The organism is Nocardia transvalensis NBRC 15921, from assembly GCF_000308875.1.
Classification (GTDB): domain Bacteria; phylum Actinomycetota; class Actinomycetes; order Mycobacteriales; family Mycobacteriaceae; genus Nocardia; species Nocardia transvalensis.
Genome location: NZ_BAGL01000045.1, coordinates 19,013 through 32,070, shown reverse-complemented (window position 1 = coordinate 32,070; position 13,058 = coordinate 19,013). Strand labels below are relative to the sequence as shown.

Annotated in this window: 12 protein-coding genes and 1 pseudogene; 7 read left to right on the top strand and 6 right to left on the bottom strand. The window is 68.8% G+C overall.

The window, feature by feature from the left end; all coding sequences use genetic code 11:
• Positions 1–39: 39 nt before the first annotated feature.
• The 3 genes from ON41_RS13930 to ON41_RS13920 form a co-directional block, all read right to left on the bottom strand.
• Entirely contained in the window at positions 40–930 is an 891-nt protein-coding gene (locus ON41_RS13930; RefSeq protein WP_040748024.1) for an alpha/beta fold hydrolase, read from the bottom strand.
• A gap of 118 nt (positions 931–1,048) precedes the next feature.
• The gene (locus ON41_RS38985) at positions 1,049–1,939 is read right to left on the bottom strand and encodes an expansin EXLX1 family cellulose-binding protein (protein WP_157185463.1); all 891 of its coding nucleotides are present in this window, start codon (positions 1,937–1,939) and stop codon (positions 1,049–1,051) included.
• A gap of 111 nt (positions 1,940–2,050) precedes the next feature.
• The gene (locus tag ON41_RS13920) at positions 2,051–3,052 is read right to left on the bottom strand and encodes a zinc-binding alcohol dehydrogenase family protein (RefSeq protein WP_040748077.1); all 1,002 of its coding nucleotides are present in this window, start codon (positions 3,050–3,052) and stop codon (positions 2,051–2,053) included.
• Between the two features lie 245 nt (positions 3,053–3,297).
• Between ON41_RS13920 and ON41_RS13915 the strand changes: the two genes are divergently transcribed.
• Entirely contained in the window at positions 3,298–3,978 is a 681-nt protein-coding gene (locus ON41_RS13915) for a hypothetical protein (protein ID WP_157185462.1), read from the top strand.
• A 4-nt stretch (positions 3,979–3,982) separates the two neighbouring features.
• On the opposite strand, the gene ON41_RS13910 is transcribed toward ON41_RS13915, so the two are convergent.
• Entirely contained in the window at positions 3,983–4,690 is a 708-nt protein-coding gene (locus tag ON41_RS13910; protein ID WP_051161422.1) for an ANTAR domain-containing protein, read from the bottom strand.
• A gap of 214 nt (positions 4,691–4,904) precedes the next feature.
• Here ON41_RS13910 and ON41_RS13905 point away from each other — a divergent pair, with 214 nt between their 5' ends.
• The 3 genes from ON41_RS13905 (at position 4,905) to ON41_RS13895 (ending at position 6,991) form a co-directional block, all read left to right on the top strand.
• Entirely contained in the window at positions 4,905–5,549 is a 645-nt protein-coding gene (locus ON41_RS13905; protein ID WP_040748023.1) for a LysE family translocator, read from the top strand.
• Positions 5,550–5,626: 77 nt separating this feature from the next.
• Positions 5,627–6,307 carry a DNA alkylation repair protein gene (locus tag ON41_RS13900; protein WP_040748022.1) on the top strand — a complete coding sequence of 227 codons (681 nt, stop codon included), beginning with the start codon at positions 5,627–5,629 and terminating at the stop codon, positions 6,305–6,307.
• A gap of 228 nt (positions 6,308–6,535) precedes the next feature.
• Positions 6,536–6,991: a DUF4440 domain-containing protein gene (locus ON41_RS13895; protein ID WP_051161420.1), complete on the top strand. Its 456-nt coding sequence runs from the start codon at positions 6,536–6,538 to the stop codon at positions 6,989–6,991.
• A gap of 422 nt (positions 6,992–7,413) precedes the next feature.
• Here ON41_RS13895 and ON41_RS13885 read toward each other — a convergent pair whose 3' ends face one another.
• On the bottom strand, positions 7,414–8,220 hold the full coding sequence (locus ON41_RS13885) for an alpha/beta fold hydrolase (protein ID WP_040748072.1): 807 nt from the start codon (positions 8,218–8,220) through the stop codon (positions 7,414–7,416).
• A gap of 183 nt (positions 8,221–8,403) precedes the next feature.
• On the opposite strand from ON41_RS13885, the gene ON41_RS13880 reads away from it, so the two are divergent.
• Entirely contained in the window at positions 8,404–9,186 is a 783-nt protein-coding gene (locus ON41_RS13880; protein WP_063709878.1) for a winged helix-turn-helix transcriptional regulator, read from the top strand.
• Positions 9,187–9,338: 152 nt separating this feature from the next.
• On the opposite strand, the gene ON41_RS13875 is transcribed toward ON41_RS13880, so the two are convergent.
• Positions 9,339–10,340, bottom strand: a complete 1,002-nt coding sequence (locus ON41_RS13875; protein ID WP_040748021.1) for an IS110 family transposase — start codon at positions 10,338–10,340, stop codon at positions 9,339–9,341.
• Positions 10,341–11,058: 718 nt separating this feature from the next.
• Between ON41_RS13875 and ON41_RS13870 the strand changes: the two genes are divergently transcribed.
• Both ON41_RS13870 and ON41_RS43770 read left to right on the top strand, forming a co-directional pair.
• Positions 11,059–12,264: a cation:proton antiporter gene (locus tag ON41_RS13870; protein ID WP_051161416.1), complete on the top strand. Its 1,206-nt coding sequence runs from the start codon at positions 11,059–11,061 to the stop codon at positions 12,262–12,264.
• A gap of 230 nt (positions 12,265–12,494) precedes the next feature.
• A pseudogene (locus tag ON41_RS43770) lies at positions 12,495–12,932 on the top strand (chloride channel protein); the annotation flags it as partial.
• Between the last annotated feature and the right edge of the window lie 126 nt (positions 12,933–13,058).

Here is a 13,058-nt window from a genome sequence, read left to right as displayed (position 1 = left end):
TCCAGCAGCAACTCTCGAGCAATGAACGGGCGGCGGACGTTACCTCCGGGCGGCCACCGCCGCGCACGCGTCGAGCAGGACCGGGACGAAGGTGTCCGCCTCGAACGCGCAGGCCGCGTGCCCGGCCTTGGCGAGGAAGATCTCGGCTCCCGCGACCAGCTTCGCCATTTCGAGTTGCCGGTACACCGGTAGCGCCCGGTCGTGGGTCGTGATGACCACGGCCGCCGGGATGCTCAGCTCCGGCAGCCAGTCCGAGGAATCGAACCGGCCGAGTTCGGCGATGGCCTGCGCGACGGCCCAGCCGCTGGTGCTGCGCAGCTCCGCCAGGGCCCAGCGGTCCATTCGGCCGTTTTCCCAGGTGATCTGAGGCAGGGCGGGAAGCCGCCGCGCCGCCGCTGTTACCCGCCGCGAGGCCGTGCGCGACAGCCCGCCCATGACGGTTCCCATCGCGCGATGAAACGCCCGCTCGCGCAGCGTCTCCCGAAACCGGTAGGTGGTGGCGCACAGCACGAGTCCCCCGAACCGTCGCGGATGCCGGTGCGCGGCAAGCTGAGCCACGATGCCGCCCATGGAATAGCCGGCGAGAATCGGCCGCTCGACGCCGAGCAGATCCGCGACCGCCACCACATCGTCGGCCAGATCGTCGAGTTCCCACCGCGGCGACCGGATTCCGCGCCCGTGCCAGCGCTGGTCGTAGAGCACCACCCGATACCGTTCCGACAACTCCGCCAGCGCGGGGAACCAGTTGAGCATCGCGGTCGTCACGAGACCGTGCAGCAGGATCACCGTCGGCGCGCCGCCCGGCCCCGGTATATCCACCAGATACGTCCGCCCGCGCCCCGGCAGTTCCACCATCCGGCCCGCAGGCACCTCCCGCATCCGGGCGACGCGCCCGCCGAACCGCCCGCCCGCCGGTTCCGGATTCACCATCGACGACCCTCCTGGCACGGTTGCCAAACTAGAACGCGTTCCAGTCGATGATGACACACCGATGCGCACCGGCACGAGCGACGAACCAGCGTCTCGGATCCCGCACCCGTGTCAGGGCTTACGCGCAACCGGCGGCGGGTGTCGGGACCACCGCTGTCGTGGCCGGCATGGTCGACGTAGCCGGGGGCAGGGGCGGGAATTCGTAGAGGCCGGTGCCGGTGTGCCGGAGAGCGCCCGGGGTGACGGCGATGCCGGGTACGCGCACCTGGTGGCCCTCGGTATCGGTGAGCAGGGCGGTGAACGGGCCCGCGCCCGCGCCGGAGATCGACCAGTAGTTGTCCGTGCCGCGCTTCAGGGTGTGGCCGGGGCCGCCCGCGTCGGGGCGTATCTCCACGCGGCTCAACGGATTTCCGGTGTTGGCGAACAGCAGGCTCAGCCAGTGCGAGGACGAACCGTCCTGGACCCGGTACACGAGTTCCGGGGTCGGAACCGGATTGTGGATGTGGCGCAGGCTGATCGGCGCGACCCCCGCGCCCTGGTCCGCGATCTGGGTGAAGGCGGCGGTGCTGAGGTCGTACTGGCCGGGCCCGCAGCCGGGGCAGCGGTCGACGACCTGCGCGCGCACGGATCCGAGCGGTCCGTCGAGCTGGACGAGGGCGCCGCACGCCGCGCCGCCCGCGTACTCCGCGGTCGGGACGCCGATGTAGAACCCGTCCAGCGGCAGCTCCGGAATCGAGCAGGCCACCCGCTGGTTGAACGCGTAGTAGCGGGCCTCGCCGGGCTGCGGCGAGTCGAGCCGTTCGAGCGTCGGGAGCGGTTCGGACACAGTCGGATTCGTCACGGTACGCACCGGCGGCTCCGGCGCGGGCGCCGGGGTGACGCTGCACGACGCGGGGTCGGGTCTGGCCACCCACAGCACGGCCGCCACCGCGACCGCGCCGGCCAACGCCGTCCACACCCAGGGCCGCGCGGCCCGTACGTGTTGCCGCCGTGTAACCCGATGAACCATCCACGCCTCCGTTCCCCGCTTCGCCGCTTTCTTGTCAGCAAAGCAGGAAAACCGGGCAACACGCACGCGAATCGCGAACTAGGAGTGCAATTCTCGGCGTGTCTCGGCGTGTCAGGGCATGAGCACTGCCGCTCCGGCAAACTTTCCGTGTGCCAGATCGGTCAGCGCGCGGTCGGCGCCGTCCAGCGGATACGGGTGCACGGTGACGTCGAGGTGATGCTCCGCGGCGAATGCCAGGAATTCGCGGGCGTCCGCACGGGTATTGGCCGTGACCGATCGGATCTCGCGCTCCTGGAACAGATGCCGCTGATAGTTCAGCGCCGGGATGTCGGTGAGATGGATGCCCGCGATCGACAGCACGCCGCCGCGGTCGAGCGCCGCCATCGCGGGGAGCACCAGATCACCCACCGGCGCGAACAGGATGGCCGCGTCCAGCGCCACCGGGGGCGGGTCCGCGGCGCCCTGCGCGGAGGCCACGCCCAGGTCCAGTGCCAGCTCGCGCGCCTTCGGGTCGCGGGTCATCACGTGCACCTCGGCGCCCCGGGCGAGCGCGACCTGCGCGGCCAGATGCGCGCTGCCGCCGAAACCGTAGATGCCCAGGCGGCCGCCGAGGGGCAGGGCCGCCCGTCGCAGCGCGCGGTATCCGATGATCCCGGCGCACAGCAGCGGCGCCAGCTCGGCGTCGGCGTAACCGGGCGGCAGCGGATGGGCGTAATCGGCGGGGACCGTGGTGAATTGGGCGTATCCGCCATCGGCGTCCCAGCCGGTGTAGCGGGATTCGGGGCACAGGTTCTCCGCCCCGCGGCGGCAGTACTTGCAGACGCCGCAGGTGTGCCGCAGCCACGCGACGCCGACCCGGTCGCCGATCGCGAACCACTCCCCCACGCCGCCGCCGAGCGCCACGACCTCACCGACGACCTCGTGGCCGGGCACCACACCGGTCCGGTGCACCGGCAGATCCCCCTCCGCCACATGCAGGTCCGTGCGGCACACGCCGCAGGCCAGCACGCGCACCAGGAGTTCCCTGTCCCCGGGCGCGCGGACCGGCGCGCGCACCAGATCCATGGGACGACCGCCGATCGGCCCCGGGCGCAGTACCCGCCAGGCCGTCATCTCACCGTCGGCTCCGCTCATCCGCCACCTCTCTCGACTGCCGCGGCCTACGTCCGAGAGTAGTACCGCGCGCCGTACCGGCCGGACTTCGCTTTCTGTCCGGTGCGGTCACCGTTTCGTTCGTATTCGGGACTGACCGGCCGCGACGGCAGCGGCATCCTTAGGACGCGGCACGAACACGCTCGGCGGGCGTAGCGAGCGACTCCGGATCGAGCGGACACGGCCGTACGGATCGGAGCAGCCGTATGCACGGGCATCCCCGGGGCCGATTGGACACCGCGATGGCGGCGATCGGGCACACGCACCCGATCGCCGGTTGGGGCCAGCGGATCTGCGCGAGTTACGCCGACTGCCTGGCGGGGGTCGATGCCGTCGCCCTGACCATGCGCTGGAATCTCGAGAGCCTGGACGTGCTCGGCGCCAGCGGCGACTGGGCGGCGGTGCTGGAGGACATCCAGTTCACACTGGGCGAGGGTCCGGCCGTGGACGCGTTCACCGGCGGCGAACCGGTGGAGTCGGCGCGGGTCGGCGACGATCCGCGGTGGCCGATCTTCGGGCCGTGCGCCGCCGCGGCGGGAACCGGTGCGGTCGCGGCCTTTCCGCTGCGGCTGGGCGCCATCCGATTCGGGTCGGTGGATCTGTACTCGCGCCGGACCGGGCCGATCCCGGGGCGCACCAGGAGCGAGGCCGCTCTGCTGACGACCCTGGTCAGTTGTGTACTCGTGGAACGGATCGGCACCGAGTGGGTGTCGGTGATCGATTATCGCGAGGTCGACGCGGCACGCGGAAAGATGGCCGTCGCAGGCGGATTCGCGATCGCCGATACGCTCTCCCGGCTGCGCGCACACGCCTTCGCGTCGGATCGGCCGCTGCGCACGGTCGCCGCCGACATCGTCGCCGGCCGTCTGGTGCTCACCCCGGACTGACCGGCTACCGGCCGGGCACGTCGAAATGCGCGGGCTCCGGCGCACTCCCGGAGACCCGGGTGACGATATCCGCGGCCAGGACGGCCAGCTTGACGTTGTGGTGCTGCGAGGCGGCGCGCAGGAATTCGAACGCCTGCTCCCGGCCGCAGTGGCGCCGGCCCATCAGGATGCCGACCGCCTGGTCTATGGTGCTGCGCGACGACAACGCCTGCCGCAGTTGCTCGTTCATCCGGGAGAGGTGGGCGGCGTGTAGCAGTCGCTCGATGTGGCGCGCGCTGATCGCGACGGTCTGCCGGATACCGTCGTCGAAGGCATCCGGTTGGGGCGCATACAGATCCAGCGTCGCGACCGGTGTGTTCCCGTCGTGGACCGGATGCGAGTGGACCGAGCGGATGCCGAGCGCCAGGGCCCTGGCCGGATAGTCGTCCCAGCGACTCTCCCCGGCCAGATCGGGGACCGAGACCACGGCCGCGGCGGCCACGGCGTCCCACTCCGGACCGGCCCGGCGTTCCCCGACGATCTCGCCGACGCGCACGACCAGCGGGGCGGACGCCGCGATGGTCGCGGCGGCCCCGGCGCGGCGCATCGTCACCCCCGCCGCGGCCCGGCGCGGGAGGGCCCGCGCGACGAGGGCGACGACATCGTCGACCGCCTGATCGATGTGCGGAATCACCGCCGTCGTCGCCCGGCTGCGTCGTCCGTCTTCCGGCATCGGTGAACCTCGTCTATCCGCGCCATCGCAGCAGGCACACGATCTCGCACCGATACTGCCCAACCGTTCCATTCAACATCCCCGGCCGTCGCCGTCGTAGGGCATTAAGGCGGGACCTTCGACGGCCGTCCGGCCCGGCGATCATCCGATTCCGGCCCCGATCGCCGACGGAATTGCGGTGGCCCGCCCGGTCCACCCTGGCTATCGTGATCGGATGGTTTCCGCCGATCATCTGCTCGGGTTCGCCGGGCTGGCCCTGGTGATGGTTGTCGTTCCCGGGCCGAGCGTCCTGTTCGCCATCACGCGCGCGCTCACGCTCGGTCGTCGGGTGGCTCTGGTGACCGTGGTCGGGAACGCGGTCGGCGTGTATCTGCAAGTGGTGGCCGTCGCGTTCGGGCTCGGAGCGCTGGTCGCGACCTCGGCGGGGGTCTTCACCGCCGTCAAACTGGTCGGGGCGATCTATCTGGTCTACCTGGGCGTGCAGGCGTTCCGGCACCGCGGGAATCTGGCGGAGTCCCTCTCGGCCCAGGTCACCGTCGATCGCCGCGGCACCCTGGCCGTCCTGCGGGACGGGCTGGTCGTCGGATTCGCCAATCCCAAATCCATCGTGTTCCTCGCCGCGCTGCTACCGCAGTTCGTCACCCTCGACACCGGCGGGGTGCCGGGGCAGATGCTGCTGCTCGGCGCGTGCATTCCGGTCTTCGGGCTGATCTTCGACTCCGGGTGGGCGCTGGTCGCGGGCGCGGCGCGCGGCTGGTTCACCCGCTCGCCGCGCCGGCTCGCGGCCGTCGGCGGCACCGGCGGGCTCGTCATGATCGGGCTCGGCACCTCGCTGGCCCTCACCGGCCGGAAGGACTGACCCCTCCGCCGGGACCGGGAGCGCATCGGACATGCTGTATTCGGCCGAGAACTCCCCGCGACGGACAGGAGACCGAGGTGACCGAGACGACGGTGGCCGAGGTGACGGCCGAGCTGGCCGCCCTCGCGGATCCCAAGATCCGCGCGGTGAACGAGAAGCACGGCGACGACCACGGCGTGAATCTCACCAAGCTGCGCGCGCTCGCCAAGCGGCTGAAGACGCAGCAGGACCTCGCGCGGCAGCTGTGGGCGACCGGCGACTCCGCCGCACGGCTGCTGGCGACCCTGATCTGCCGGCCGAAGGCATTCGACCGTGGCGACCTGGACGGCATGCTGCGCGAGGCGCGCACGCCCAAGGTCCAGGACTGGCTCGTGAACGTCGTCAAGAAGAATCCGCACGCCGAGGACCTGCGCGTCGCCTGGCTCGCCGACCCGGACCCGGTGGTCGCGAGCGCCGGCTGGGCGCTGACCACCGAACGCGTCGCGAAGAAGCCCGAGGGCCTCGACCTCGCCGGCCTGCTGGACGCGATCGAGGCGGATATGCGCGACGCCCCGGATCGCTTGCAGTGGGCGATGAATCACTGCCTCGCCGAGATCGGCATCGAGCACGCCGGCCACCGCGCTCGCGCCCTCGCCATCGGCGAACGCCTCGGAGTGCTGAAGGACTACCCGACCCCGCCGAACTGCACCTCCCCGTACGCGCCCACATGGATCACGGAGATCGTGCGCCGGCGCGCCGAGCAGGGGCAGACCGCGTAACCGCCGTTCGCGTGGAAACGTCGGCGGCTCAGTCGAATTCGGGTCCGGTGACGTGAGTCCGGGCATACTTCCGGAAGGCCGCGACGAGCCGGTGGTGGTCGTCGCGGCGGGTGGCGAGGGCGACGTGGGCCGGGTCGACGCCGTGCAGCTGACGAGTACCACAGGGCTTGACCTCAACGTTGGTTGAGATTGCAGGCTGTGTTCGGTACCCGCCGAACGGAGGATGACATGACTACCCGGCCCACCCTCGCCGACCCGGCCACCGACGCGACCGCACAGGCGGTGGCCGCCGATCTCGCCGCCGAACTACAGAAGGCCCTCGAGACCACCGACGCCGACCGCTACGACAACTCCTTCGCCGCGGACGTGGTGTGGGGCACCCCCTTCGGAGCCTTGGTCGTCGGCCACGACCGCATCAACACCATCCACCGCCGGATGATGCGAGCCGACAAGCCCGCGGCACCGGCCTCCCGTTTCGAGGTCGTGGTCGCAACGAGTCCCGCCCCGGGCGTGGTCGTCACCCAAATCCGCAGACAGGCCCTCACCCCCGGCGCTTTCTCGGAGGTCGCACTCTACGTCCTCATCGAACGCGAAGGCACCTGGTGGCTCTCCGCCGCACAGAACACCCCCATCGACGACTCCAAATCCTTCATCGCCCCCGGAAAACGCGACCCGGACGCCTAGGGACCACCCGGGCTTCGGTCACCGCATCCTCAATCTTGATAGAGCTGGGCTCAGCACATGTACGTTCAGGCTCGACGGCGACCTCGGACAGGTCGAGTCCGATGATCCGGTCGAACGCGGCGAGCGCTTCGGCGCGTAATTGGTGGAAACACCCCGCAGCGATCCACTCATCGCGACGGGCTCGCAGCGTGGTGTCAGAGACCCGGTGTTCGAGGATTGCTTCGATGTCGACCCACGACGCCCCCGTGGTGAGGCGGATCAAGATTCCCCAGAACACCAACCGGTCGGGCACCCGTGGCCGGTGGCAGCCAAGCGGGTGGACTGCCGGAACTCAGGAGTCGCCGCTCACCGATCGATGCTGACGTGGCCGATGGGCCTGCGTTCCGAAGCGACCCACGGTCGCGACCCGATCAGTCGACGGGTTACTGGTTGAAGAACGTCTTCAGTACACGGGCCATGAGTTCGGGGTCGACGACATGTCCCTGTCCGTCGAGCGTGTGTCGTTCGGTCTGGGGGATGGCAGCAATTATCGCTTTCGCGGCGCGGTCGAAGAAGTCGGTCGGGAGGCCTGCGAACTGGGGCTGGGTGGTCGGACCCTCGGTGGTCACCAGGACCGGCTGAGTGATGCGGGCAAGTCGGTTTGTGGGGATCTTGTAGTCATTGAGGACCATGGCGTCCTTGACGAGCGTGTGGGCGAGCGCGACGGACGAGGCCCAGAGCGGGTGCTGTTTGCCAGCCGCGATGTCCGCGTCGGGTCCGCCGGTAAGCCTCATGAACAGTTCCAGGAGCTCCTCGTCCCGGCCGGCCTTGTCTGCCTCGTGAGTGTCCGCGAGGTACTGGTTGAACCTCGGCCACAGATCGTCCCCGATCACGTACGGCACATCCCACACCGCGATCTTGTCGATCGCCGAACCTGCCGCTGCTGCCTCCAGCGCGAGGGCGCCGCCAGATGAGGCGCCGTACACGTGAGCCGAGCCGCCGGCTGTCGCAATCAGCGCGTCGAGGTCTTCCACCTCCCGCGCCACGGCGTACGGCAGTGTATCGCCGCTGTCGCCCCGGCCGCGTCGTGCGTAGTTGTAGACCGTGAAATGGTTGGCAAGGAGCCGGGCCAGCGGCGCGTTCTCAGCGCCGTCGTCTAGGGTGCCGCCGACGAGGATCACCGCCGGGCCAGTGCCTTTCCGGTCGTAGGCGATCCTCGTACCGTCGGCGGACGTCACACGACGTGTCATCTCGTTCACTGCTTCTCTCCATTTCTCGATGCGTGATCGTCACCGTCGGAGCATGTCGACCAAGGACCACCCGGGCCCCGTCGCCGTGCCGTGTGTAGCCGATGACGGTGCCGTCGACGGAGGCCACGTTCACACTCCTAATTTAGGAGCATTCACACCTGTTGTGCAAGTACAATCGGGTGCATGAGCAAGAAGCGGCTGTTCGACGACCCCTGCGGCATCGCGCGAGCGCTGAATGCGGTCGGCGAGCGGTGGGCGTTGCTCGTCGTGCGGGAGCTGGTCTTCGGCCCGAAGCGCTACTCCGACCTGCACCGCGGGCTGCCGCAGATGAGCCAGAACGTCCTCGCGCAGCGGTTGCGCGAGCTCGAAGCCGACGGCCTGGTGCGGCGAAGGCGCCTGGGACCGCCTGCGCCCGCCGCCGTGTATGAACTCACGGAGCGCGGGCAGGAACTGGAGCCCGTGCTCCGCGCGCTCGCCCACTGGGGCAGCCGCGCACCGCTGCCCGAGGACGGCGCGGCGGAACTGAGCGTCGACGCGCTGCTGTTCGCCCTGCGCGCCACCTTCGATCCGGCACTGGCGGGTGAGCTGTCGCTGCGCTGCCAGCTGGACGTCGCGGGTGATCGGTTCCGCATCACCGTTGCGGGCGGGCGCCTCGAGTTGGACCGCGGTGAGCACGCCGAACCCGAGGCGTGGCTGACCGTGCCGGAGGCGGCGACATTGCGCGATCTGGTGTTCGCCGGTGCGGCGCTGCACGACGCCGTCGAGCGGGCAGACACCGAGGTGGCGGGCGATACCGCGCGGCTCGCCGCACTGCTGCGCTGCTTTCCCGCAGCCGTGCGGTATCCGGCGCCACAGGACCCCGGGCCGCCGGATCCCGTGTCGCCGGGCCCCGTTTCACCTAGCCCCGAGTCACCGAACGCCGAACACCCGGATCCCGCCGTCAGCGCAAGAAGTCGTCGGGGGTGAGCGGCAGTCCGCGGACCCCGGACACCGGTGGCGAGGTTGCGCCGGCCGACAGTCCAGACTCCGCGGGCTCGCGGAACTCATCGCCGAGACGACGACGCACCACTTGGATAGCGACCCGCGAGACACGTGTCTTGCGATGGTCCTATAGACCGTCAAGTCCTGATGTGCCCTGATTTGTGGCCGAGGTCGGTCATGATCGCGTGGTAGGCCTGACGGGCGATGTAGCGCTTGAGGCAGCGGATGATCTCTCGCTTGGACAGGCCGTCTGTCGTGCGTTTGGCGGCATAGGCTCGGGTTGCCGGGTCGTGGCGCATGCGGACGACAGCGATCATGTGGAGGGCCGCGTTGGCGCCGCGGTCGCCGAAGGGATTGAGCCGGTGACGAGGGGTTTTACCGCTGCTGGCCGGTATCGGGTTCGCAGCGCACAGAGCGGCGAAGGCGGATTCCGAGTGCAGCCGTTCGGGATTGCCACCCGCAGTGACCAGCAGTTGGCCGGCGTGGTCGGTGGACACGCCGAACAAGGCCATCGTGGTCGGTGCGATCGAGGTCAGCAACTCCGTCAATTGCGTTGAGGCGGTGTCGATCTCGTCGGTGAGTACCGCGACACGGCGTCCGATGCTGCGCATCGCGAGTTTGGTGGCCTGGACCGGGTCCACCGGTGTTGCCGGGGTAATCCGGAATCGGGCTGCCCTGGCGGCCGCCGCTTTCAGCGTCATCGTGCGCAGCTGGGCGCGCAGAACATCGGGTGCGGTGACCCGGATCGACTCGACTGCCGTTGTGGAATCCTTCGGCCGCACATGGCGTGTGGCAGCCAAGAGACGACGGGCGGCACTTTCGGCGTCGAGGGGATCGGATTTGCCGCGTAACCGGCGGTCCTGGCGGTTTGGACGGTTGATCTCCGCGACCGGGATCGAGCACGAACGCAGGTAACGGGTCAGGTCGGCACCGTAGCATCCGGTGCCCTCCACGCCGATGCCGGTCACTGGCCCCAACGACTGCAGCCACTGCACCATGGCTCGATAGCCACCGGTGTCGACGGTGAACTCCCGCGTGTCCAGCAATCTGCCGAGCGAGTCCAGCGCCGCGGCGTGATGCGTGTCGGCGTGGGTGTCGACCCCACCGACGATCGCGAGCCCATCGACTGTGTTGCCCATCTGTCTCCCTTGTGTCGAATTCTTCTGCGACGCAACGGGTTAGACGGACAAGACGGTGAAGAACATAAGCAGGGTCCTATGATGTCACGACCGCCCGAACACGACGCACACGCCGCCGCGTAGGCGTCGAGTCGACAGATCCCAAGAAGGACATCCCGCACAAGGAGTTCGGTCAAGATTGAGGTCAAACCCGACGCCTACGCGACTCACACATCTTCACCGTCAAGATCTTGGCAGGAACTGGCTGGTCACATGGTTGATGCCGCGGCCAGGCGAGCTGTCCAGAACACCAAGGCCCCCGGCGACGAAGTCGCGGTGATGGGCCCCTACCTGTCCAATGTGACCTACACCGGCACAAGCGATTTCGGTACCCAACCCTGCCGTGAGTAACCCGTCCGTCGGCGGCGCTCCACCCCGAGCGGACGAAGAGTGTCAAGACCCGAACAGTTCGCCCGGTACCGCACCGTCGCAGCGCGACTCGCCTGAATTTTGCTGAGCGAGAGGAGATCTCACTCGTCCCCGCAGTGGGCGACTCGTTGCCGAGATCGGTGCTGCCATCTCACGAGCACCCGCTCGAGCGGGCGCGCGCCTGATGCGTGCAAATATGCAGCACTTTTCTGAATGCCTTGGGGAAGCGACGAGTATTCCGGCAGAAAATCACCACTTCAAGTGCTGCTATAGTGCCGTCACCGGTCGCTTGACATGCCACGATAGGTGAGTGGATACGCTTGCTGATGGATTGCCGACTGCGGGGCCGTCGGCGATCGTGTCGCTGTGCTGGATCGGCGCGGTCGCTGTGGCGGCACCGATTCTGTCTCGACTGGTACGCGGCGCCGTACCGAGTGTGGTGCTGCTGTTGGTGTTCGGAGTGCTGCTGGGCCCGCATTCCCTGGGTTGGGCGGATACCGCCGGTGGCGTCGATCTGCTCAGTGAACTCGGGCTCGGAATGCTGTTCCTGCTGGCCGGTTACGAACTGGATCCTCGCCTGCTCGGGGGCCGGTCCGGGCGCACCGCATGGTTCACCTGGCTCACGGGTCTCGGAATCGCGCTGGCACTGGTGACCCTCGCGGCCTCGGACGCCGATTTCGCCGCGCGTATCGCCGTCGCGATCGCATTGACCTCGACCGCACTGGGGACCCTGCTGCCGATCGTCAAGCAGGAAGGCTTGCTCGACAAACCTTTGGGCCGCGCGGTTCTCGCACACGGCGCGGTGGGCGAACTGGGTCCCGTACTCGCGATGTCGCTGCTGCTCACCAGCCGGAATCTCGGGGGCGCGATTGTCGTGCTCGCACTGTTCGTGGTCGCGACCGGACTGATCGGGTTCCTTCCGCGGCGACTGCTGGATCGATCGCCAGGGTTCGGCCGCATGCTCGACAGGGCCAGTGGCGGCACAGATCAGCTGCCGGTGCGCGGTGTGCTGCTCCTGCTCCTGATTCTGATGATGGTCGCCGAGGTGTTCGATCTCGATGTCGTGCTCGGCGCTTTCGCCGCCGGCCTCATTCTGCGCAAGCTTGTCGCCGCCGGCCATCCGGAGGTTGAAACCTCTTTGGAGGCAATCGGATTCGGCATGCTGATCCCGGTCTTCTTCGTGGTGTCCGGGATGGGAATCGATGTCGGCGCGGTCGCCGCGAACCCGCTGCTGTGGGCGCTGTTCGTGGTGACCATCCTGCTGGCCCGCGGCCTGCCGGTGTTGTTGAGCGAGCGCTTCATTCCCCACGGCGCGAATCTGACCTCGCGGCGCGGACGTACCGAGCTGGCGCTCTACGCGGCAACCGGGTTGCCGATCATCGTCGCGGTGACCCAGGTCGCCACCAGCTCCGATCTGCTGCGCGCGGATCTGGCCTCGACACTCGTCGCCGCCGGAGCGACCACGGTACTGCTGTTTCCGTTCCTGGCGCGACTGGTGCGCCGGAGTGAACATTGACCGGCACCGGGGCACCTGAGCAAGCACCCGGACCGCGCGAACTCGCGGTGCTGGCCTTGCCCGCGGTCGCGATCGGAATCGGCTGCGCGCTACTACTCATCGCGCTGAACTCGACAACCGAACAGCTGCGTAAGCTTCTGTGGACAACGACCCCGAGCCTGCTGAATGTCGACGGCCGGTCAGGGTGGTGGATCTTCACCATCCTGACCCTCACCGGAGCAGTGGCCGGAATGCTGGTGTGGAAACTGCCCGGCCACGCCGGTCCCGATCCGGCCACCCTCGACCTGCTGGACACGCCACAACCGCTACGAGTGCTGCCAAGTCTTGCCCTCGTGCTGGTCCTCGGCATGGCCGGCGGTGTCAGCTTGGGCCCGGAAAACCCGATCACAGCGATCAATACCGCACTGACGGTGTGGATCGCGGCGCGACTATGGCGGCGGGTCCCGGCCGAGACCGCCGCGGTGCTCGCCGCAGCGGCCACGGTCGGCGCACTGTTCGGCACACCGATCGCCGCCGCGCTGGTGCTCACCGAACTGGCGACCGCCACTGCCGCCGGGCCCCTGTGGAACCGGCTGTTCGCGCCGCTGGTCGCCGCCGGTACGGCTGCACTGACCGTGACAGCGTTCGAGCAACCCGCACTGTCACTCGACATTCCGGCCTACCGCTCCACACCTGCACTGATCGATGTACTCACCGGCACAGTGATCGCGCTCATCTCGGCCGGGCTCTGCCTGGTCGCGGTATACAGTTTCCCTACGCGCACAGCCTTTCCATCGGCTGCCGAACCCGTTCTT